Source organism: Chitinophaga sancti (assembly GCF_034087045.1).
GTDB classification, from domain to species: domain Bacteria; phylum Bacteroidota; class Bacteroidia; order Chitinophagales; family Chitinophagaceae; genus Chitinophaga; species Chitinophaga sancti_B.
This window is the reverse complement of sequence record NZ_CP139247.1, coordinates 2698548-2721485: the sequence shown is the minus strand read 5'-3', so window position 1 is coordinate 2721485 and position 22938 is coordinate 2698548. Positions and strand designations below refer to the sequence as shown.

Annotated in this window: 26 protein-coding genes; 5 read left to right on the top strand and 21 right to left on the bottom strand. The window is 45.1% G+C overall.

Features of this window, described 5'->3' with window-relative positions; all coding sequences use genetic code 11:
* Window positions 1–3: 3 nt before the first annotated feature.
* The 3 genes from SIO70_RS11390 to SIO70_RS11380 all read left to right on the top strand — a co-directional run bounded on the left by SIO70_RS11390 (window position 4) and on the right by SIO70_RS11380 (window position 3679).
* Complete coding sequence (locus SIO70_RS11390; protein WP_320580986.1) at window positions 4–2214, top strand: DUF4954 family protein; 2211 nt, start codon at window positions 4–6, stop codon at window positions 2212–2214.
* Window positions 2215–2459: 245 nt separating this feature from the next.
* Complete coding sequence (locus tag SIO70_RS11385) at window positions 2460–2999, top strand: hypothetical protein (RefSeq protein WP_320580985.1); 540 nt, start codon at window positions 2460–2462, stop codon at window positions 2997–2999.
* Window positions 3000–3115: 116 nt separating this feature from the next.
* Entirely contained in the window at window positions 3116–3679 is a 564-nt protein-coding gene (locus tag SIO70_RS11380; RefSeq protein WP_320580984.1) for a DNA-3-methyladenine glycosylase I, read from the top strand.
* On the opposite strand, the gene SIO70_RS11375 is transcribed toward SIO70_RS11380, so the two are convergent.
* The 9 genes from SIO70_RS11375 to SIO70_RS11335 form a co-directional block, all read right to left on the bottom strand.
* Entirely contained in the window at window positions 3680–4726 is a 1047-nt protein-coding gene (locus tag SIO70_RS11375) for a cytochrome-c peroxidase (protein WP_320580983.1), read from the bottom strand. It abuts the gene before it with no gap.
* Complete coding sequence (locus SIO70_RS11370; RefSeq protein WP_320580982.1) at window positions 4726–5433, bottom strand: MbnP family protein; 708 nt, start codon at window positions 5431–5433, stop codon at window positions 4726–4728. Before SIO70_RS11370 ends, SIO70_RS11375 begins: the two co-directional genes overlap by 1 nt.
* A gap of 71 nt (window positions 5434–5504) precedes the next feature.
* Window positions 5505–6752, bottom strand: coding sequence for an L-fucose:H+ symporter permease (gene fucP / locus SIO70_RS11365; RefSeq protein ID WP_320580981.1), 1248 nt, complete (start codon window positions 6750–6752; stop codon window positions 5505–5507).
* Between the two features lie 30 nt (window positions 6753–6782).
* Window positions 6783–7565 carry an SDR family oxidoreductase gene (locus SIO70_RS11360; protein WP_320580980.1) on the bottom strand — a complete coding sequence of 261 codons (783 nt, stop codon included), beginning with the start codon at window positions 7563–7565 and terminating at the stop codon, window positions 6783–6785.
* Window positions 7566–7706: 141 nt separating this feature from the next.
* Window positions 7707–8534, bottom strand: coding sequence for an amidohydrolase family protein (locus SIO70_RS11355; protein WP_320580979.1), 828 nt, complete (start codon window positions 8532–8534; stop codon window positions 7707–7709).
* 52 nt (window positions 8535–8586) lie between these two features.
* The gene (locus SIO70_RS11350; RefSeq protein WP_320580978.1) at window positions 8587–8916 is read right to left on the bottom strand and encodes an L-rhamnose mutarotase; all 330 of its coding nucleotides are present in this window, start codon (window positions 8914–8916) and stop codon (window positions 8587–8589) included.
* 114 nt (window positions 8917–9030) lie between these two features.
* Window positions 9031–9882, bottom strand: coding sequence for a fumarylacetoacetate hydrolase family protein (locus SIO70_RS11345; RefSeq protein WP_320580977.1), 852 nt, complete (start codon window positions 9880–9882; stop codon window positions 9031–9033).
* 33 nt (window positions 9883–9915) lie between these two features.
* Window positions 9916–10659, bottom strand: a complete 744-nt coding sequence (locus SIO70_RS11340) for a hypothetical protein (RefSeq protein WP_320580976.1) — start codon at window positions 10657–10659, stop codon at window positions 9916–9918.
* Between the two features lie 89 nt (window positions 10660–10748).
* Window positions 10749–11531, bottom strand: coding sequence for a glucose 1-dehydrogenase (locus tag SIO70_RS11335; RefSeq protein WP_320580975.1), 783 nt, complete (start codon window positions 11529–11531; stop codon window positions 10749–10751).
* Between the two features lie 115 nt (window positions 11532–11646).
* Here SIO70_RS11335 and SIO70_RS11330 point away from each other — a divergent pair, with 115 nt between their 5' ends.
* Window positions 11647–12273 (top strand): M15 family metallopeptidase, encoded by a 627-nt coding sequence (locus SIO70_RS11330; protein WP_320580974.1) that lies wholly within the window; start codon window positions 11647–11649, stop codon window positions 12271–12273.
* A gap of 98 nt (window positions 12274–12371) precedes the next feature.
* On the opposite strand, the gene SIO70_RS11325 is transcribed toward SIO70_RS11330, so the two are convergent.
* From SIO70_RS11325 to leuC, 5 genes are read right to left on the bottom strand one after another with little or no spacing between them, the layout of a single operon-like run.
* Window positions 12372–13883 (bottom strand): 2-isopropylmalate synthase, encoded by a 1512-nt coding sequence (locus SIO70_RS11325; protein WP_320580973.1) that lies wholly within the window; start codon window positions 13881–13883, stop codon window positions 12372–12374.
* Window positions 13884–13915: 32 nt separating this feature from the next.
* Window positions 13916–14995, bottom strand: coding sequence for a 3-isopropylmalate dehydrogenase (leuB, locus tag SIO70_RS11320; RefSeq protein ID WP_083720703.1), 1080 nt, complete (start codon window positions 14993–14995; stop codon window positions 13916–13918).
* A gap of 29 nt (window positions 14996–15024) precedes the next feature.
* Window positions 15025–15624 carry a 3-isopropylmalate dehydratase small subunit gene (gene leuD, locus SIO70_RS11315; RefSeq protein ID WP_320580972.1) on the bottom strand — a complete coding sequence of 200 codons (600 nt, stop codon included), beginning with the start codon at window positions 15622–15624 and terminating at the stop codon, window positions 15025–15027.
* Between the two features lie 48 nt (window positions 15625–15672).
* Complete coding sequence (locus SIO70_RS11310; RefSeq protein ID WP_320580971.1) at window positions 15673–16431, bottom strand: methyltransferase domain-containing protein; 759 nt, start codon at window positions 16429–16431, stop codon at window positions 15673–15675.
* Window positions 16432–16441: 10 nt separating this feature from the next.
* Window positions 16442–17839: a 3-isopropylmalate dehydratase large subunit gene (leuC, locus tag SIO70_RS11305; RefSeq protein WP_320580970.1), complete on the bottom strand. Its 1398-nt coding sequence runs from the start codon at window positions 17837–17839 to the stop codon at window positions 16442–16444.
* Window positions 17840–18070: 231 nt separating this feature from the next.
* Between leuC and SIO70_RS11300 the strand changes: the two genes are divergently transcribed.
* Window positions 18071–19624 (top strand): hypothetical protein, encoded by a 1554-nt coding sequence (locus tag SIO70_RS11300; protein ID WP_320580969.1) that lies wholly within the window; start codon window positions 18071–18073, stop codon window positions 19622–19624.
* Here SIO70_RS11300 and SIO70_RS11295 read toward each other — a convergent pair.
* From SIO70_RS11295 to SIO70_RS11265, 7 genes are read right to left on the bottom strand one after another with little or no spacing between them, the layout of a single operon-like run.
* Window positions 19621–20094, bottom strand: coding sequence for a hypothetical protein (locus tag SIO70_RS11295; protein ID WP_320580968.1), 474 nt, complete (start codon window positions 20092–20094; stop codon window positions 19621–19623). The genes SIO70_RS11300 and SIO70_RS11295 overlap by 4 nt on opposite strands.
* Complete coding sequence (locus tag SIO70_RS11290; RefSeq protein ID WP_320580967.1) at window positions 20091–20675, bottom strand: hypothetical protein; 585 nt, start codon at window positions 20673–20675, stop codon at window positions 20091–20093. The genes SIO70_RS11295 and SIO70_RS11290 overlap by 4 nt, the downstream gene beginning before the upstream one ends.
* Before the next feature lie 18 nt (window positions 20676–20693).
* The gene (locus tag SIO70_RS11285; protein WP_320580966.1) at window positions 20694–20948 is read right to left on the bottom strand and encodes a hypothetical protein; all 255 of its coding nucleotides are present in this window, start codon (window positions 20946–20948) and stop codon (window positions 20694–20696) included.
* Window positions 20932–21330, bottom strand: a complete 399-nt coding sequence (locus SIO70_RS11280) for a hypothetical protein (RefSeq protein WP_320580965.1) — start codon at window positions 21328–21330, stop codon at window positions 20932–20934. Before SIO70_RS11280 ends, SIO70_RS11285 begins: the two co-directional genes overlap by 17 nt.
* Window positions 21331–21333: 3 nt before the next feature.
* Complete coding sequence (locus tag SIO70_RS11275; protein ID WP_320580964.1) at window positions 21334–21630, bottom strand: hypothetical protein; 297 nt, start codon at window positions 21628–21630, stop codon at window positions 21334–21336.
* Window positions 21631–21655: 25 nt separating this feature from the next.
* Window positions 21656–22405: a peptidoglycan recognition family protein gene (locus SIO70_RS11270; protein ID WP_320580963.1), complete on the bottom strand. Its 750-nt coding sequence runs from the start codon at window positions 22403–22405 to the stop codon at window positions 21656–21658.
* Window positions 22402–22881, bottom strand: a complete 480-nt coding sequence (locus tag SIO70_RS11265; RefSeq protein ID WP_320580962.1) for a hypothetical protein — start codon at window positions 22879–22881, stop codon at window positions 22402–22404. The genes SIO70_RS11270 and SIO70_RS11265 overlap by 4 nt, the downstream gene beginning before the upstream one ends.
* Between the last annotated feature and the right edge of the window lie 57 nt (window positions 22882–22938).

The window sequence follows — 22938 nt, the reverse complement described above, 5'->3', positions numbered from 1 at the left end:
TACATGAACCTGATACAGAAAAAACCGCTCACTGAGCTGGGGTACAATTTTGTAGCAGCGCCTTATTTGCCGGAAGGAAAAGATGAATACTATCTCCGCGATCAGCAATGGGGAAAGTCCAACATCTACCGGCATCTATCTGCATTGGAGATAGAGACGCTTGTTAGAAATGACAACACTTCTGACAACTGGAATAATATTTCTGTCACGAACGAGTTCAATCCCCAATTAGTTAAGCACTGCCAGTTCTTTGGTATTGTGCGTATCGGAAAACTGGAACCCTACTTCCTGGAATTCCATAACCTGCGCCTCCCTGTAGGATTGTACAACAGTACTATTTCTTCCTGCGACTTTGGCGACAATGTAGTCGTGCACAATGTGAACTTCCTGTCGCATTACCTGGTCGGCAACGATGTGATGATCTGTAATGTGAATGAAATGGCCACTACCGGTCATGCTAAATTCGGGAATGGGATCGTGAAAGAAGGCGAACCCGAAAGCCTGCGTATCTGGCTGGAGCTGTGCAATGAAAACGGTGGCAGATCTATCATGCCCTTCGATGGTATGCTGCCCGGCGATGCATGGCTGTGGACCCGTAACCGTGACGACAAGGTACTGCAGGATAAATTCAAAGCCTTTACTGAACAACAGTTTGATAAGAAACGCGGCTACTATGGTATGGTAGGCGATCGCTGTGTGATCAAGAATGTGAAGATCCTGAAAGACGTTATGATCGGCACAGATGCTTACCTGAAAGGCGCCAATAAAATTAAAAATGTCACCATCAATAGCAGTGCAGAAGCCTCTACACAAATAGGTGAAGGTTGTGAACTGGTGAATGGTATAGTAGGCTATGGTTGTCGCGTATTCTATGGTGTGAAAGCCGTACGCTTCATCATGGCATCGCATTCACAGCTCAAGTATGGTGCGCGACTCATCAACTCTTACTTAGGCAACAATGCCACCATCTCCTGCTGCGAAGTATTGAATTCATTGATCTTCCCGGCACATGAGCAGCACCATAACAACTCCTTTTTATGTGCAGCACTCATCATGGGACAGAGTAATATGGCTGCCGGTGCGACCATCGGCTCCAACCATAACTCAAGAGGTCCGGATGGTGAGATCATTGCAGGTCGCGGTTTCTGGCCGGGTCTCTGTGTAAGCTTAAAGCACAATTCCCGCTTTGCCTCCTTTACACTGATTGCGAAAGGAAACTATATGCAGGAGATGGATATTCCATTTCCATTTAGTTTAGTGATCAATGATGAGCAGCATAATTGTCTGAAGATTATGACAGGCTATTGGTTCCTTCATAACATGTATGCACTGGCACGTAACTCCTGGAAATACCTGGATCGTGACAAGCGTACAGATAAGACACAGCTGATAGAATATGATTACCTGGCGCCGGATAGCGTGGAAGAAATGATTCATGCCATGGCACTGATGGAAGCCGCTACTGGTAAAGCATGGCACCTGCATACAGAAACAGATTGTCCTGAACTGACAGCGCAACACTATCGCCAGAAAGGACAGGATCTGCTGCTTAATCATCCTGCGGAAGTAGCGAAGCTGAAGATACTGATCAAAGGTGTGGAAAACAGTAACCGGGAAGTACACTTATTGAAAGTGCACAAAACGTACCCGTTATTCCGTGCATTGATCGTACTCTATGCAGTAAAAAATGTGATGCAGTTTGTAGAAACAAATGAGATTAAAACTTTTGAAGCGATTCACAACATTGCACTCACCGCACAGCGAGAACACTGGTACAATGTAGGCGGACAGCTGATGCCGGCATCTACCCTGCATAATTTGAAACGCAATATCCGTGAGGATAAAGTGAGCAGCTGGGCAGATCTGCATGCACAATACCAGGAAATAGGTCAACGGTATGCTACCGACAAATTGCAGCATGCTATTGCATCGCTCCTGTTTATACAGGAAAAAACAATTGCTGATTTTAATGCAGATTTCTTTATTGAATGTTTGCAGGCATCCATACAAACGCAGACGTTATTAACAGAGGGGATTCAGCAATCAAGAGCAAAAGATTATGAAAATCCGTTCAGGAAGATGACGTATGAAAATGAAGCAGAAATGGATGCGGTAGTGGGTAAGCTGGACGATAATAGTTTTATTAAGCAAACGCAGGAAGACCTGGTGACATATAAACACAAGGTAAAAGCGCTGATAAAACTCCTCGCATAAAATAAAAGAACATATTATAAAAAAGGCCCCATCACTAAAATGATGGGGCTTTTTTTTATATCCTTTGTATAGCAGAATGCCGTTTCTATATGGGCACCATAAGGTCATTAAAAGGGTATTTGTATATCTTTTGGATATTGAAGTGACTATAAGGTGAAGTAATAGTACTCATTTGGCGTTATTGTCGCGCTATTATTTCAAAGAATAGTTTTAATATTGATCTTATAACCCCAAAATTGTTTGTTATGGCTATTGTCAAAGACAACTTACTACTTCAGGCCGTGGAGGGTACTCTCGGCAATCAATTCACAATCTATAGACGAAACGGGCAGATTATTATAGCAAAGAAGCGTGGTCCGTCAAAGAACAAGCCGACTAAAAAGCAGTTGGAAGCCAGGTATAAGATGCACGTTGCGGCAGCTTATGCAAAGGTGATCATACAGGATCCTGATATAAAGGCATATTATAAATCACTGGCCGGACCTGGCCAGAATGCTTATAATATGGCCGTGAAGGATGCGTACCGTGCGCCGGAAATTCAGAATATCAGGTTAGAAGATATGGATGTGGTAGTAACGGCGAAGGATGAATTCAGGGTAGCTGATGTGCAGGTAAGGGTGATAGATGATGCTGGTGTGATACTCGAAAGAGGATCGGCCATGTTAGGCAGGAACGGCGTGGATTGGCATTATAAGGCAGCTGTATTGCCACCGGGTGGCCGCGTCATTGTGGTAGCGGTAGATCTGCCGGGGAATGAAAGGGTGGAAGAATTGCTAATCACCTGAATGATTGCAAATTTTGCCGGAAACTGAAACAGTGCAAGAATTACTGATCGCCTGAATGAATTAAAAAGTCCCCTCATAATATTTATGAGTCGCCTCCTTTTTGATTAAATTGCAGGATGGAACCAAACCGCTGCTCCTGGTCTACCAAAGACCAGCTCTACAAAGACTACCACGACACTGAATGGGGCGTTCCGCTTCACGACGATACCCGCCTGTTCGAAATGATCAATCTCGAAGGCGCTCAGGCTGGCCTGAGCTGGTATACTGTGCTCACCAAAAGAGAAAACTACCGTAAAGCTTTTGACAACTGGGACGCAAAAAAGATCTCAAAATACACTGATAAAAAGATCGAGTCCCTCATGGCGGATGCCGGCATTATCCGTAACCGCCTCAAAATAAACGGTACTGTTCTCAATGCAAAAGCATTCCTCGAAGTACAAAAGGAATTCGGCAGTTTTGACAAATACATCTGGAGTTTTGTGGGTGGTAAACCGATCGTCAATCACTTCAAATCACTGAGTGAGATACCAGCTAAAACCCCTATCTCTGATGCGATGAGCAAAGACCTGCTCAAGCGTGGATTTAAGTTCGTAGGCTCTACTATCTGCTACGCCTTTATGCAGGCCACAGGTATGGTAGATGATCATGTAGCAGATTGCTGGAGACGGAAGAAAAAGTAATTAATCCGTTATCATCACTTCACTGAAATCCGGGTTCTTCAAAAAATGTTTATCCGTAAGGGTGAGTAAGAACATATATAACTGCCGTTGTTCCTTTGGTGACAGTTGCATACCGCGTACTAAAGGATCAACGGTACTACCTTTCTCCTGTCCATGATCATACATGGCAAACACCTGGAAAATATCAAAGAACCTTCCATCATGCATATAAGGCGCACTCACCATTACATTGCGTAAAGAAGGTACTTTAAACTTCATATAATCTCCTGTATTGTTTGTAATACGCATACGCCCCATATCATTCATATTCGGACTGTAAGGCAGTCCATTATTCCGCGCGGTGAAGTCTGTAAAAAACGGTTCTTTATGGCACCCTGCACACTTCTGCTGAAATGTTTTATAGCCACCTCCTTCTTCTGCCGTAAAGGTCACACCGGGTTCTCCCCTCCTCACACTGTCATACTTACTGTCAAAGCTGATCATTGTCGCCATGAACTGCGCCAGCGCTTTGAACATCCGCTGACTCGTCACTTCTTCCGTACCATATGCCGCTTTGAACATTTGCTGGTATTTCTCATTGCATTTGAGCCGGTCTAACAGTTCATTCAGTGGCATGTCCATTTCATTTTCTGCAACGATGGGCGACATGGGTTGTATATCCAGGTGATTGACCCCGCCATCCCACATGAAATCTTTTTGCCAGATCAGGTTGAACAAAGTAGGTACAGAACGCGTACCCATCCTGCCATACACACCATGTGCCAATGCATGGTCAAAATGCCCGAATGCGGCAAACTGCTGATGACAAAATCCGCAGGAAACCGAACTATCGCGGGATAACTTCGGATCATAAAATAAATATCTTCCTAAGGCAATACCTTCTTTTGTCAATGGGTTTTTAGAAAAGTCATACACAGGTTTAGGGAGACTATCGGGTAAATGGAGGGTTACATAGGTGACACCAGGGCCAGGGCCTTTCCCACGGAGACTGATCCCCACCAGGAAAAGGCAGAATGCCATGATCACATACGTCGCTTTGCAATTCATTATTTTGATTTAACGGAAAACATGTGACTGTAATTATCTGCAATCCGGTCTCCTATCGTACCTGGGGCCATAAAGCCCGCTGTTTCACTAAAGCGGATCGGATTAGCACCATTGAACCAGAACGCAGCATCTGCTACGAGGTTCACCACCGGCGTATTGTCTGCCGAGACTACAAATGATGTATTTACATGCACCATCCGCTGAGACTGGTGTGCACCCCTATATCCTCCAATATGAAATTGCAGTACATGCCCCGGTAAATGAGAAGCAGGAGACGTGCCTTCCAGTTTCGCCATAATGTAACCACTGTTCCATGTCCAGAACATGCCATAAAGAGGGTCTAAAGCCCCGCTCTGCACCCCTGTGCAGTTCATGATACTATCTACCCCGATCATGAAAGAAACGGCCTTATATCGCCCCAAAGGTAGTCCTGTGAGGGAGATCTTTTTGCTGGCAGCACTATCTTCACTGACCAGGAAATATTCAGGGGGTAATTTAATAGCTTCTCCTGAATCATTGGTGAAGGCGAAATTGCTGAGGTAGTATTTGAATTTCGTAATGGTAAAGGTATCTCCCTGTGCGGTATAATAAGCTTTATTGGTCCGCATAGGCTGGTGGTTCACCTCGTGAGTGATGGTGATTGATACGGATTGTGATGCAACCGTATGACCGATCAAAAGGCAAAGGAATAACAATAACCGGTTCATGATTCGAATGTAGTTAAAAAAAAATAGCTTCTGCGGATGGCAGAAGCTATTTACATATTTCATGATGAGAATCATCGCTGTTTATAACCCCAGCCGCCAAAGTAGAAAACCACCGAGAAACAAACCAGTGGTACTACATAAGCGATGGCTGTCGATTTCATATCTGCCAATGTACCCATTACATAAGGTACGATCGCACCACCTACTATGGCCATGATCTGGAAGGAAGAAGCCCTTTTTGTATGCACACCCAGATCTTTCACACCCAGTGCAAAGATGGAAGGGAACATGATAGACATAAAGAAGAAAGTGGCCATCAGTGCATACACAGACATCTCTCCCTGACCGGCTATCACCAGCATACAAAGCAGCACGTTGATAAATGCATAGATCATCAGCAGCTTGTTCGGTTTTATTTTCCGCATGATGGCGGTACCCACAAATCTGCCTGCCAGGAATAATCCAAGCCCGATCGCCAGCAGTGACGATGCCTGCTTACTGGTAGTACCCTGCCAGTATTCTGTAACGTAGTTGATGAATAATGCGGCCACACCTACCTGAGCAGCTACATAAAAGAACTGGGCGATAATACCCCATATAAAATGGGAATGGGAAAATAATGGCCTCGCTTTCGCGGCAGCATCAAGACCTTCCTCCTCATCTTCCCTGATCTCAGGCAATGGTGTACGGAAAAAGAACATGGCGATCAGTACGACAACAATACCAATAACAATGTAGGTAAGCTGAACGACTGTCAGGTCTTTGGCTGCGGAGGCTGCGGCGGCTTTGTCTTCCAGGAACAGCTGCCCTCCTATGAAAGCGCCTAATGAAGAACCTGCGCCATTAAAACACTGTGACAGGTTCAGGCGGAATTCAGAAGTTTCACTTTTACCAAGCACGGTTACATACGGGTTCGCTGCCGTTTCAAGACAGGCCAGTCCACAGGCAAGTATAAACAATGCCGCCAGAAAGCCGTTGAAACTAAGTGCACCTGCAGCGGGATAAAATAAAAACGCCCCTATTGCGTACAGCACCAATCCCAGCAGGATACCCTTTTTGTAACCATATTTATTCATGAAAATACCAGCCGGCAATGCCATCAGGAAGTATGCCCCGAAATAAGCAAACTGCAACAGGGTAGACTTTCTCTTCGTCACTTCCAGTACATCCTGAAAATGTTTGTTTAAAATATCGAGCAATCCATACGCAAATCCCCATAAAAAGAACAGGCTGGTCACCAGTATAAATGGAAACAGGTAACTCTTATTCGTATCGATGTTTGCCTTAACAGTGGAAGTGGACATTGTGGCTCCGGCCATTGTGGAAAATTTGAATGGTTTAAAAATAAATTAGCTCACGGACCTGTCCAGATGGGTATAACCACCATCGACATAGATGATCTGGCCGGTAGTATGAGACGACACGTTGGACAGTAAGAACACTGTCATGTTAGCAATTTCTTCGGAGGTGGTCATTCTCTTTTCTAAAGGAATTTTAGAAACGATAGCGGCCAGTTTCTCCTTTGGATCAGGAAGGGAGTTGATCCAGTTTTCGTACAGTGGCGTCCATACTTCAGCAGGGATCACTGTATTTACGCGGATGCTGTAAGGCAGCAATTCCACCGCCCATTCGCGGGTCAGTGCATTGATACCACCTTTGGAAGCAGCGTATCCACTGGTATTACCCTGGCCGGTTTCTGCCACTTTGGAACCGATATTTAAGATACTGCCTTTAGTCGTTTTCAGATAAGGCAGTGCATAGTGCGCGAGGTTATAATAGTGAGAGAGGTTCTTTTGCAGAGAAGCCATGAATTTCTCAGGGCTGCCACTTTCCAGGCCTACACCGTCATTCACGCCGGCGTTGTTTACAAGACCATCGATGCGGCCAAATTCTGCTATCACCAGGTCAATTACTTTTTTGCAATCTTCCACTTTACCCAACTCGGCTGCAATGCCAAAAGCTTTGCCACCGGCAGCTTTGATCGCTGCTACAGTTTTATCATTATCAGCTGCGTTCCTGCCTGCCACTACAGCAATACCACCTTCAGCGGCAATCAGTTTGGAGATAGCTTCGCCTATTCCTTTTGCACCACCTGTAACAATAAATACTTTTTCCTTTAATCCCAGATCCATGTGAACGATTTAAATATTGATTAGAAATATTGTTCTTTTAATAGTTCTTCCTTTGGAAGACATGTAAGGCATTTCAGGGGAATTGAATTCGTTTAAAATTTCTTTGAAATTGTTTGAATTACTTTGCACTCCTTTGATTGCCTATAGCCCATAAAATGCAATCGCATTTCCACCCATTATCTTTGCCTGCTCTGTTGCAGATAAATGACTGATATAATCAGTCACAATACCTTTTACCTGTGTATAGCTACCCGCAACCTGGCATACCGGCCAGTCGGAGCCAAACAGGAGTCTGTCTGCCCCAAAAGCTTCCAGGCAAACTTCCAGGAATGGCGCAAAATGTGCCGGCTCCCAGTTGTTCCAGTCAGCTTCAGTGACCATACCACTGAGTTTGCAATATACATGCGGATACCGGGCAATGGCACGCATCTGTTTTGCCCAGTTTTCGACATCACCGGTTTTAATATACGGTTTGGCCAGATGATCGATCACCAACCGGTGATCTGGAAATTTCTGTACAAACGTAGCTACTGCCGGTAGTTGTACCGGGTAGACCAGGATGTCGTAAGTAAAGTTGTATTTCGACAGGAGTTGTATACCCCTGCAAAAGTCTTCCCTGATAATAAATGCAGGATCAGGCTCACCTTGTACGATATGCCTGAAACCTTTCAGCACGGGATACTGGCTATAATGCGCCAGCCTGTCTTCCAGGTCTGCATCGCGCAGATCTATCCAACCCACAATGCCTTTAATAAAATCATGTCCGGCAGCAAGCCCCAGCAGGAAATCAGTTTCCATCTCTGACTGGTCCGCCTGTACAGCGACACAGCCATCCACATTATTTTGCGCCAAAACCGGTAGTAGGTGTTGTGGCAAAAAATCCTGCTGGATCACTTTCATATCATCAGTGATCCAGGCATCCTTTACAGGATGATATTGCCAAAAATGCTGGTGAGCGTCTATGACCATTTTTTCATAACGTTTGCTTCCTAATTAAAATCCCGGGCGTATTAGTCTCTTCTTACAATGCAAAGATCTTCTCCATAAATATCCATTTTTCTCCCGGCCTGGCCACTGGTAAGGCCTGCTGGTATTTCCACATCAGTGCTTCCCACTCCTGTACTTTGGGGTTAGCAGCATCTGCAGCATCTTTCTTTTCGAATGAAAACGTTTCATCTACTTCCATGATCATAAACAGGCGGTCCATGATACGGTAAATCTCCATGTTCACTATGCCGCTGTCTAAAATACTCTTCCTGATTTCAGGCCATATTTCCCGGTGATACGCTTCGTACTCAGCGATCAAAACCGGGTCATTCTTCAGATCTAACGCAAGACAGTGCCTCTTCATATCGTAGCAAATTACAAGTTTAAAGGGAATAAATGTCAGAATTACAGTAAGTGGAAAATTTTGCGGTCAGACGGCAAAAGCAGTCTGACCGCATCAAAATTTCTTACTGTCTTCTTATTTGAAAGCAACAGCTATTTGTTTGGATGTACCCAAACCGTCAATACCCAGCTCAATCACATCACCAGCTTTTACATATACATTTGGTTTCATTCCCAAACCTACGCCTGCAGGTGTACCTGTAGAGATCACATCGCCCGGCAGCAGGGTCATAAACTGGCTCAGGTAGGAAACGATGAAAGGAATCTTAAAGATCAGGTTGGCTGTAGTACCGTCCTGCATGGTTTTTCCATTCAGGGTTAACCACAGACGCAGGTTATCCACATCTTTAATTTCCTCTTTGGTTACCAGCCATGGGCCCAGCGGTGCAAAGGTGTCATTACTCTTCCCTTTTACCCACTGTCCGCCACGTTCCAGCTGGAACTCACGCTCGCTATAGTCGTTGTGCAGTGCATAACCTGCTATGTATTCCAGCGCATCTTTTTCTTCTATATAGCTGGCTTTCCTGCCAATCACCACAGCCAGTTCCACTTCCCAGTCAGTTTTTACGCTGTTGCGGGGAATGACTAAGTCATCATTCGGGCCTACCAGCGCAGTAGTACTCTTGAAAAATACGATTGGTTCCTGTGGAATTGCTGCATTGGTTTCCTTTGCATGGTCAGCGTAGTTCAGACCAATGCAAATAATCTTGGAAGGCCTTGTGATAGGGCTTCCGAGACGGGTACCTGCAGGCACAGAAGGGCAATTTTTTTCATTTTGCGCCCACCATGCAGCCAGGCGATTCAGTCCATCTGTCGCCAGAAATTGCTCACCAAAATCTTCCCCGAATGCACTGACATCAAACATGCCTGCTTCGGTTACCACTCCCGGCTTCTCAGCTCCCGGTGCTCCAAATCGTATCAGTTTCATATGTTAATTGTACTTTGTTTTTTATTTTAACACTTATCGCAGTGAATTGATCTTCAGGTGACCATTATCCACTTTGATTTCCACCAGGTTTGTGTACTTTTTGTTCAGGATCTGCACAAGGAACACCTGTTCCGGGTGAGAAGGTGATTGTACGATACCTGTGGTTGCTTCTGCTGGCACCACCATTCCAATGGTCTTGTTAGCGCCACCGAATTCTGCATAAATTCTCACAGAATCAGGAGAAGAAACCGGCAGTTTTTTCACGATCAGGTCAGCGATGATAGTACCGGATTGAATTTGTTGTTCGTAAGAATCAACTGCTTTCATATCCAGGCTAATGGTGCCTAAACCGGCCTTTTCTTCAGCATAGTGCCATACTGCTGCAGGAGGCGTGCCTACCAGATTGATCTTTGCGCTTCCGTTATCAACACTTGCATGATAATAGCGGGTGCTATGGTCACTTTTCAGTACACCAATGTATACGCTGTTAGGCTTGTCCCACACTGCACGATACAAATCCTGCTCGGCCACGTCTCTTGCCAGAGGCAGTTCAAACGTTTTGTCCGAAGACTGTCCGTCTGCTTCAAAATGGATAGAGATACGGGTCGTATCTGCATCTGCCGGGAAAGCGACTGCGACCTTACCAGAAGGCGTAGCTGGTTGAAACGCAGCTGTGCTATCTCCCGCCTGCTGGCCGTTGCCAGCGTTGGTACCTGTACCGCCACATGCGTACAATAAAGTTGTGGCAGGTATGATAACTGACCAAATAGATTTCATGAATAATGGAATTGTGGTTGATTAATTACAAATTAGAATTTACGAATATAAGATACCTTTTGCCTTATTTCATAATTCTTTACTTATAATTAATTATTAAGCTTTATAAAACCACCATCCAATGGATAATCACAACCGGTAATGAAGCCTGCTTCTTCTGAGCACAGGTACAGTGCCAGGGTACCTACTTCTACTGGTTTAGCCATACGTCCAATTGGTTGTGTCTGAGAGAGTTTCTCAAACATTTCAGCTTCTTTGCCAGGGTAGTTTTTAGCGATAAAACCGTCTACAAATGGTGTATGCACACGTGCAGGAGACACACAGTTACAACGGATACCATCCCTGATAAAATCTTTTGCCACAGAGAGGGTCATCGTAAGCACTGCGCCTTTACTCATAGAGTAAGCAAACCTGTCAGGAATACCTACGCTGGAAGCTATAGAAGCTACGTTCAGGATCACACCGCTCTTTTGTGCTTTCATCTGACCGATTACGGCGAACATACAGTTGTACGTACCTTTCACATTCACATTATATACCCTGTCCAGATCTTCTTCTGAAGTGGTGTCTAACCGGCCTACGTGGGCAATACCGGCACAGTTTACGAGGATGTCGATGCGGCCTGCGGCAGCAGTGATCTTTTCCATCACAGCGACAACTTCCGACTGTTTGGCTACATTACAGCCGTATACAGCAGCCTTGCCACCTTCGGCAATGATGTCTGCAGCTGTCTGGCGACCACCGTCTTCATTCAGCTCTATGATGTGAACACTGGCGCCCTGTGCACCAAAAACCTTAGCAATAGCCTGACCAATTCCACTACCGCCGCCCGTAACAACTGCCACTTTATTATCTAATCTAAACAGGTTCATAATTTCCTTATTTTAAGGGTTCTAAAATAGCCTTTTTAACAAGGGGATTTCCATCTTTTTTTAGCAGAAGTCTATACTTTATTACCATATTTTATATTTTTTAAATAGATAAAGGTTGAAATTCAATTATACTGTTGTTATTTTCTTCATTTTCTGGTATCATTTTGCTTTTGCGCAAAGTAACCAGTCTGATTTGGTGGATCTTACGAAGTACATTCCGCATATCAGATTGGATATCCGGTATGCGACGGCTAATAACTTTACACACCAGGTGTTGTATCCGCGTGCAGCGGCTTATTTAAAATTGCCGGCAGCGAAGGCGTTGAAGGAAGTACAGGAGGAGTTGGAGGAACGGGGATTAGGGTTGTTGATCTATGATGGGTACAGACCATTTAGTGTGACGCAGAAGATGTGGGAGATTGTGCCGGATGAAAGATATGCGGCGAATCCGGCAAAAGGGTCAGGGCATAATAGAGGGATAGCAGTGGACCTTACCTTATGTGATTTAAAAACTGGAAAGCCTTTGGCAATGCCGACAGATTTTGATGATTTTACGGAGAAGGCGCATCAGTCGTATAATGTACAGGATACATCGGTGGCTAATAATCGGAAGTTATTGAGGGAGGTAATGGAGAGGCATGGGTTTATAAACTTAACTACGGAATGGTGGCATTTTTATTTGAAAGATGGACAGGAGTATCCGCTTATGAATATAGACTTTAAACAATTACAAAATTTCTGATCGAAACGCTGAGCGTTTCGATCAGAAATTTTGATTGCGGTTTTTTGAAATTCAGCGGAGCTGAATTTCAAAAAACCGCGAAGGAATTCAAAAAAGTGCTAGAATATTTTATTCAGCGCATCTACATAAGCATGCATAGAAGCATTCACAATATCCGTCGAAGTCCCATATCCATAGTAACTCTGACCATTATGCTTCACCCTCATATTCACCTTACTCACATCCGCACTACCCCCTCTCATTGACTGGATATTAAATTCATCAATATCTATCTGATCTTTAATAATCTCATGGATCGCATTGATCGCCGCATCCACCGGACCATTACCAGCAGAACTGGCTTCTTTCTCCTCACCATTGATCTTCAGCTTCACGGTCGCCATAGGACGCAGTGGATCACCACATACTACCTGCAACAATGTAACCTTGATCGCCTTATCATCTGAATAATTCTGATCATTACCATTCCCCATCAGTTCTAACAGATCTGCATCAGAAATCTCTTTCTTGCTATCTGCCATCACCAGGAAGCGCTGATATACCTCATCCAGATTCACCTTATCCAGTTTATACCCCAGTCGCTCCAGGTGGTGCTTCAGGGCATGACGGCCACTGCGTGCAGTCAGGATAATCGCATTCGACTCGATACCTACATCTTCCGGATTCAGGATCTCATAGTTTTCGCGATGCTTCAGCACACCATCCTGGTGAATACCGGAACTATGTGCAAATGCATTGCGGCCTATAATCGCCTTATTCGGTTGCACCGGCATGCGCATCATAGTTTCAACCATGTTGCTCAGCTGATACAGTTTCTTTGACTGAATACCTGTATGATAACCCAATGCATGATGTGTTTTCAGGATCATCGCCACCTCTTCGAGAGAAGTATTACCTGCACGCTCACCAATACCATTGATGGTACATTCTACCTGACGTGCACCGTTGATCACACCAGCGATAGAGTTGGCAGTAGCCATACCCAAATCGTTGTGACAGTGTACGGAGATAATTGCTTTATCAATGTTAGACACATGATCCATCAGGTACTTGATCTTGGCACCATACTGGTCAGGCAGACAGTAACCATTCGTATCAGGAATGTTTACTACAGTCGCACCTGCGGCAATCACTGCTTCGATCATCTGCGCGAGGTATGCATTGTCTGCACGGCCTGCATCTTCTGCATAAAATTCTACATCGTCAACAAATTTACGTGCATATTTTACCGCATCAGCAGCACGCTTCAGGATCTCCTCGCGGGTACTGTTGAATTTATATTTAATGTGCATATCGGAAGAACCGATACCTGTATGAATACGCTTACGTTTTGCAAAACGCAGGGCTTCGGCAGCAGCATCAATATCCATAGTGTTTGCACGGGTAAGTGCACAGATCACCGGCTCACTTACAGCTTTTGATATTTCTACTACGCTCTGGAAATCGCCGGGGCTCGATATTGGGAAACCGGCTTCAATAACATCTACTCCCAGTGCTTCCAGCTCCTTGGCTATAGTGATCTTTTCAACTGTGGTCAGCTGACAGCCAGGTACCTGTTCACCATCACGGAGAGTAGTATCGAAGACGTACACACGATTTTTATCGCTCATCTTATGTTGATTTGTTATTGTTTTTTTAATTCTTAGTTTAAATTCTCCAGTACTTTGGCGCCCATTGCATCAGTACCCATTACCAGATGGTTGTCTGTATGCTTGTTCGCAATATCCATTGTACGGAAGCCTTGTTTCAAAGTAGCTTCTACCGCCTTGATCACACGCAGCGATTCATTTTTCAGTCCAAAAGAAATATCCAGCATCAGTGCTGCAGACAGGATAGAAGCCAGCGGATTGGCAATACCTTTCCCTGCAATGTCATGTGCAGAACCATGGATAGGCTCGTAGAAGCCAACGCTGTCACCTACTGAAGCAGAAGCCAGCATACCCATAGAACCAGCGATCTGAGATGCTTCGTCTGTCAGGATATCGCCAAACAGGTTGCCGGTTACCACCACGTCGAAACGTTTAGGATCCTTCACCAGTTGCATAGCAGCGTTATCAATGAACATATGTTCTACCTCTACGTCAGTATATTCTTTTGCCAGTGCCTGTACTACTTCGCGCCACAGACGGCTTGCTTCCAGTACGTTTGCTTTATCCACAGAGCACAGTTTATTGCGACGTGTACGTGCAGCTTCAAATGCTTTGCGGGCAATGCGCTCTACTTCATACTTGTGATAGATCATCAGGTCAGAAGCTGTGTTACGATCTTCTGAACGATTCTTTTCACCAAAGTAAACATCACCGGTCAGCTCGCGGAAGAACAGGATATCTGCTCCACGCAGTATTTCCGGCTTGATGCTGGAAGCTTCCAGCAGCTCATCAAACAACTTAATAGGACGCAGGTTTGCATACAATCCCAGTTCCTTACGGATCTTCAGCAATCCCTGTTCAGGGCGTACTTTCAGTGTAGGATCGTTGTCATATTTGGCATGTCCGATAGCGCCAAAAAGGATAGCGTCACTTTTGCGTGCTTTATCCAATGTTTCATCTGGCAGGGGATTACCGGTAGCTTCGATTGCTACGTGCCCCATGATGCCTTCTTCAAACGTAAAGTTGTGCTTGTAGTTTGTTGCTATTGTTTCCAGCACTTTCCTACCCCAGGTAGTCACTTCTTGTCCGATACCATCACCCGGAATAACCAGTATTTTTTTGTCTACGCCCATTTATTGTTTTGTTGAGTTAAAGCGAAAAGTTAAAAATTAAACTCCCGGGTGGCTTCGTAAGTTTCAATTTCCTTACGCAGGCTTAACAGGTAGTCAATATCATCATAGCCATTGATCAGGCATGCTTTCTTGTATGGATTGATGTCGAAGGAAACTTCTTCACCCGTAGATACAATCTTCAGGGTCTGTTTTTCAAGATCTACAGCCAGTTTCGCATGTACGTCTGCTTCGATTGCTGCAAAGATCTTGTCGAGAAATGCATCAGTCACCTGGATAGGCAGGATGAAGTTGTTCAGTGCATTGTTCTTGAAGATATCTGCAAAGAAACTGCTGATCACCACCTTGAAACCATAGTCGGCAATGGCCCAGGCTGCGTGCTCACGGCTGGAACCACAACCAAAGTTTTTACCAGCTACCAGTACCTGGCCACTGTAAGTAGGATTGTTCAGTACGAAATCAGCTTTAGGTTGATTGTCGCCGTCAAAACGCCAGTCGCGGAACAGATTTTCACCGAAACCATCGCGGGTAGTTGCTTTCAGGAAGCGTGCCGGAATGATCTGGTCAGTATCAATGTTTTCGATTGGAATAGGAACTGCGGTAGATTCCAACTGTTGAAAATTCTTACTCATTATATATCGCCTCCGTAAGGAGGACTTTAAATTTACGTGTTTTACAAATTATTGAGCGTCTGCAATTTTTTCAGCTTTCACGCGCAACCTTACATACTTAGTATACCATTTGCCATCGCGGAAGTTAGTAGCACGCAGGCTTTCCTGTGCAGCTTTGAGGATGGGCAGTCTGTCTGCTTCAGGTATTGCTTCGAGGTAGTATGCCCCGAACATCTGCAGCCATTCTACGATACCATTCTCCGGATCAGCCAGCTCGGTATCACGGTCAAAATAGCTCAGCTGATTTACCCGGAAACCATATTCTTCCAACAGGGAAGTATATTCACCAGGAGATGGAAAATACCAAAAAGGTTTAAATTCATATCCCTTTTCTTTCATCGCTTTGCTCAGTGCACCAGTGATGTCGTCTACATTTCCTTTTCCTCCCATTTCCAGTACCAGTCTGCCACCGGGTTTCAGGTGATGCCAGATACGATCCAGTACTTTCTCCTTCTGGCGAATCCAGTGCAGGGTGGCATTGGAAAACACCGCATCGAAGGTTTGATTCAGTGAAAAAGAAGTACCGTCTGCCACTTCAAAATCGATGGAAGGGTAATGACTTTTTGCACTGGCAATCATACTGGCGGAACTGTCTATCCCTTTTACCGTTGCCCCACTCTCAGCAATCTGAGCCGAGAGTTCGCCTGTACCACAACCCAGATCGAGGATAGTCTCCCCAGCTTTGGGCTGCAGCCATTCTACTACACTGTTACCATAGTTGAAAACAAAGGCATGCTTTTCTTTATATAAATCCGCGTTCCAGGCCATGATGATACTTTTATACGAGTTCTCTTACATCGGTTACTTTACCAGTGATCGCTGCAGCTGCTGCTGACAGTGGGCTGGCGAGGAAGGTGCGGGCGTTAGGACCCTGACGACCTTCGAAGTTACGGTTGGAGGTAGAGATACAATACATGCCGGCAGGAACTTTATCTTCGTTCATACCCAGACATGCAGAGCAGCCTGGCTCGCGCAACTGGAAACCGGCCGCTTCAAATATTTTGTCGATGCCTTCTTTCTTTGCCTGCGCTTCTACCTGCTTGGAACCTGGTACGATCCACACTACTACATCGTCTGCCTTATGTTTGCCTTTTACAAATTCAGCCACCATACGCAGGTCTTCGATGCGGCTGTTGGTACAGCTACCGATGAATACATAATCCACCTTTTTGCCCAGCAGACCGCTGCCTGGCTCCAGCCCCATGTAATCCAGGGATTTCCTGAAGGAAGGTTTTTCCTTTTCATCCAGCTGTTCGAGAGATGGAATGTGCTGGGTCACACCAATACCCATACCTGGGTTGGTTCCATAAGTGATCATGGGTTCAATATCTGCAGCATCGAAGGTGATCACTGAGTCGAACTCAGCATCAGCATCGGTGTACAAAGTCTCCCAGTAAGCGAGGGCTTTATCCCAGTCAGCACCCTTTGGTGCAAACTCGCGGCCCTTGATATAGTCGAAGGTAGTCTGGTCAGGAGCGATCAACCCTCCACGTGCACCCATCTCGATACTCATGTTACAGATGGTCATACGGGCTTCCATGCTCAGGCTGCGGATGGCCTCACCAGCAAATTCCACAAAGTAGCCGGTAGCACCGGATGCAGAGATCTTGGAGATGATGTACAGGATGATATCCTTGGATACCACACCCTTCTTCAACTGACCATTTACCTCAATTTTCATACGTTTTGGACGGTATTGGAGCAGACACTGGGTAGCCAGTACCATTTCCACTTCGGATGTACCGATACCGAAAGCGATAGCACCAAATGCACCGTGGGTACTGGTATGGCTATCACCACACACGATGGTCATACCTGGCAGGGTAATACCCAGCTCAGGACCGATTACGTGCACAATACCCTGGTAAGGGTGGCCCAGACCATACAGTTCTACGCCAAACTCTGCTGTATTACTGGTCAGCATCTCTACCTGCTTGCGGCTCAGCGCTTCCTTGATAGGCAGATGCTGATCCATAGTAGGTACGTTGTGATCGGCTGTAGCACGGGTCTTGCCCGTACGGAATACCGGAATGCCCCTTTTGCGCAATCCGTCAAATGCCTGAGGACTGGTAACTTCGTGGATAAAATGCGTGTTGATGTACACTGCATCCGGAAATCCAGGTTTACTTACCACGATATGACTGTCCCAGATCTTGTCAACTAATGTTTTTCCCATTCCGTAATTACTTTTTATGAGCCGGTGTTACATTAAATTAAAAAACATACTTTACTTTCTGCAACACAGGCTAAATCATTAATTTTGTGCTTCCCTGTTTGTTTGTAACTTCAAATCTAATTAGCAAACCTTAATTACCATATAGCTAAATTTGCTCTAATTACGATATATAACATAGCCTGACAAGAAATACCCGTTTGATTGTCAGTCAATTATAACATATTATAAACGATGTCCAACAATCAGCATGATGCGCTCTTTATACTGATAAAAACGCTCACCAAAGCAGAAAAACGGAATTTCCAGCTTGCTTTCAACAAAAATAACTCTAAGGAAGACGTTTTATTCATTCAGCTTTTTAATACTTTGGACAAACTGAAGGAATATGATGAGGAACAGATACTGAAGAAAATACCCGCTATCAAGAAACAACAGCTGAGCAATGTAAAAGCTCACCTGTACAAGCAGTTGCTGACCACCCTCCGCCTGCTCTACAAACAAAAAGATCCCCTGATCGACCTCCGGGAGCAATTGGACTACGCCCGGGTGCTATATAGCAAGGGACTCTATAACCAGAGTCTGAAGCTCCTCTCCAAAGCCAAGTCCATGGCCATTGAACAGGAGGAAGTGATGCTCAGCTACGAGATCATAGAATTCGAAAAACTCATCGAAAGCCGTCACATCACCCGTAGCCTGGAAAACCGGGCCGACGAACTGAGTGAGGAAAGCCGGGTCATAGAGCAGAAACTGAGCAACATCAGCAAGCTCTCTACCCTCTCCCTGCGCATGTACGGCCTCTATCTCAAACTGGGTCATGCCCGGGATGAACGGGATGCCAATATGGTCAAACTGTTCTTCGAAAAGGAATTGCCGGCCAATTGCCACCAGGATATGAGCTTTTATGAAAAGATCAACCTGTACCAGGCCTATAGCTGGTATTACTATATCCTGCAGGACTTTGTGATGTTTTACAGGTACACCCGCAAATGGGTAGACCTGTTTACATTGTACCCCTCCCTGCAAAAGACGGACGTGGAACTGTACATCAAGGCGATGCACAACCTGCTCACCGCACAGTTTTATACCAGCAACCACGAGAAATTTATCCGTGACCTGGGCACCCTCGAAACATTCATTGCTGAAAACAATGAAACCTTCAACGAAAATACCAAGACCACCGCATTTGTGTACGTGTACACCGCGCGGATAAACCGGTACTTCCTCGAAGGTACTTTCGGCGATGGATTGAGCATTATACCACAACTGGAAGCAGAGATAGCAGAACATCAACTGAAGGTAGACCAGCACAGGGTATTGCTCTTTTACTACAAGATCGCCTGCCTGTACTTTGGTAGTGGAGACAATAACAAAGCGATCGTGTACCTGAACAAGATCATTCACCTGCGTATTGGTAACCTTCGCGCAGATATCCAGTGTTTTGCACGCATATTACACCTCATAGCTCATTACGAACTGGAAAATTACAGCCTGGTTGAATACCTGATTAAGTCAGTTTACCACTTCATTGCCAAGAACAAAGACCTTGGGCAAATGATGGAAGAAATACTGAAGTTCCTCCGTAAGAATATTTACGCTAATCCAAAAGCATTGAAAAGTGCATTTGCCAGCCTGAAAGAAAAGCTGGTGCAGTTATCACAAAATCCTTACGAAAGAAGATCATTCCTGTACCTGGACATCATCTCCTGGCTGGAAAGTAAGATTGAAGGTATCCCGGTACAGGATGTGATCAGAAGGAAATTTGTAAAGAGAGAGAAAAGGATTTAATAATCCCACTTCACATCCTTGTTCAGGATGTAAAGGTTACGCAGGTCATTGAACTCCCGGTGTTCCCACTTGTCTTTGATATCCATTTTCAGGTTATTCAGACTATTTGTGGATAATCCCCAGTTCAATGGCACCTGACTACCTGATTTACCAATAGAGAGCTGAATCACTTTCCCCTGCAGTTCATCCTCTATGTAATGTCTTAGTTCATCCGCCGCGGCTCTGTCAAATGCAGGTATCTGAAACGGCAATAAAAGATTGAGCAGATCACCGTAGAACATCTTACCGATCACAGGCGATAAATAATCCTGCTGGAAAAATAAATCTGTCATGTTCGTGAGGGAATCCACTTTGTGCAGACTATCAGGAGTGAGGTACGCCATCGCATTGAAAAATGCAATTCCCAGGCTACCACCCGACACACCTGAATAAGCATAAATAGCTCTTTTGAAATTGAAAGGATGGCTCACTTCAGGTTGGATAATATTTGCACCCTTTGATGTATCCGGGTGTAATTTATTATATACAGATCCTGTGCATTTGCAAGACTCTCCTGCAAAAAACTCAGCATCAGAGAAGTGAAGGCGCCTGTTCTCAAAGCGCCACCTTCTGCACACACAAATACCACCGGGTATTTAGGTATGGGCTTTCCTGCCGTATCTTTTACCCAACTGAAAAAATACCGGTGATCACCTTCCGATTTATATTGCTTAAACCAGTTATCAAAATGGGTAGACATGAGGGGTCTGCGATCATAATTGCTTTCGCTGTCATACCGTACAGGATGATCATTATTCAGGAGTGAAGAGAGGACCAGCACGACCACCAAAGTGATGCGTAATGAAAAAGGTTTTGTTCTCAGCAATGCATAATCCACATATAATAAACCGATATAAATACCGATCCAGCAGGTAAATGCAAAGATAACAAGACCGGGTGCACCAATCTTTTCATAATACCGGATAGGCAGTATACTTACAATAAGGAATATACTGAGGCTGATGATCGCAATGATCTTTAATTGCAGGTGCAGCTGTTTATAAAATTTCAATGGGATCCAGTATATCCATCAGGACATCGTATCAGGCTTATCATCTTTTATCAATCCTGTAGGCGATGGTACAAACGAGGCAGGAACAATCGTCTTCGGTGGCATTTTGGTGGGGTCTTTCAGGAATTCGCTTTGCGCTGCGCGGGGCAGATTTAAAAACTGCTCCGTAAACTCTTCGAATCGGCTATTGATACTGTCAGAGAAATTAGATGGCTTGTGCAACTGAAATACATAGTCATTGTAAATCCCGATCAGCTTATTGCACCACTCCATTCCTGTTTGGGCAGGCGCAGGAAAGACATGACACCAGATGGCTTTTTGACACCAGCTCACCTGACTTTGGATCTAAAATAACGTCGTCCGGACCTTCCTTTTTTTCATCCAGGAAATACGCCCATGCTACAAGGTTCACTAACAGGAGCAGACATTCCATCGGGATGCCAAATCCCCAGTTACGTTGATTAGGGTTCAGTGTATTTTCACCGATATAATTGATCACAAAACCTAACAGCAGAATAAAGTAAGGCATCAACAATGAAGTTTGTGCAATGGTCTTCTGCACAGCTTTTCGCCAAAGTACCCTTTCATCAGAGAGGCTCTTGCCTGAGTGGTCAGTAACATAGATAGCATATCGGCTACCATATTCCGATACCACACTCTATATAAAAGCACCGCCCAGCAACCATAGTAGATTACCTACATGGTGCTGGACGGCAATTTCTTCAACAACTATCAGCAGTACATCTCTCCCCAGGGGCAATACGGTGAACACCAATAAGGCAATTGCATGCAGCGTAACGAACATACCACAGCTCCGGAGCACACTTACAAAGTCACTGATCATGAACCTTAGGGGCACGTGATCCCGGGCTTTGTTCAGTTCATTATACAATCCTTTGTAATGATAAAACAAAAAGCCTGCGAAAGACTTTAACAAGTCTAACAGTTTTTCCATAACTTATTATTTGGGGTTGTATAGGTTATCTCACAGCTCCGCTCCAGAACCAGTTCCCTTCGTCAGTAAAGTACCATTTGCTGTTATCATTGATCTTCTCACCGTTGTTCACATAGCCATCGTAAGCCAGTTGGATACCGGGTTCCACTATATTGATGGGAGCCTTGTGTGTATCAGGGGTAGCGCGGATATTGAGCCGTGAGCGGGAAGTAACTTTACCTGTGGTTTTTACTTTTTGTGGAATGTCGCCATCATCATCGTTCGCAGGTGTAGGCTGATTACCCCTGGCCAGTGCGATCAGTTTATTGAGATCGACCTTGGTACCAGGGCAGGTTTTAGCACCATAGATTTCGTGATGACCGACTACATGTTGCCTGTCCAGCGGAATGTGCCAGCGATCAGCAATGTCGCGTATCAGGGCAGCACTGGCGGCATACATGGCATCTGTCCATGGAGTATCGCCTTTCCCTTCGTGTTCGATGCCGATGGTGTAATAGTTTGGATTGATGTACTGACCATTGGAAGTTTTGATCAGTGTCCATGAAGGCGTGTACACACGGCCTGCATGCCAGGCACTGTCTGTTTCCTGCACATATTGATGTACTTCGCCCTGCTGGCCTACGCCATAGTGGGCAGAAACTTTGGAAGCAGGATTACTGAACCAGCTGTCAGTGCCGGCCAGCGTTCCATCCATGATGTGGATAACGATGGCAAATGGGGTGTAATTCTTTCTTCCTGGGGTGAAATTGGGGCTTAATTTTGGTATGATACTCATCCTAATGCATTGTTATGTTGTGGGGTATATTCATCTGCAACCAGCTCTGGTTCTTCGTTTACAGGGGTTGCTTGTTCAACTGATACAGTCACCGGAGGCGTGGCGGTGATCGTGACTGGTGCTGCAGTAACAACAGCTTTCACCTTGTTCAGGTAAGTCTGGAAGAAGCCTTCAATAAAGTCTGCGCCTGCATAGCCAATGGCAATAATGGTTACGATGGCTTCTGTCTGGTAACCATCTGCGGTTTTGAGTGAGGTACCTTTGATAATCATACCAATGGCACCAGCCACAAAGCCGATAAAAATGCTGACCCAGAGGCGGCCTGCATCCATTTTTTCAGGCGTACTGCCTGCTGCTACCTGCTGTGCGTTGGAATCACTCAATTTTTTAAGTCCTACTGCGATTCGGATTCCCTGGCCTATAGCGCCAAGAAGCCCACCGGCAATTACGGTGTAGATAATGTCTGTGATGGACATAACATTCAATTTTGGGGTTGTGGTTTTACAATTTCGTTTTGGTATCTCGAATTTTGG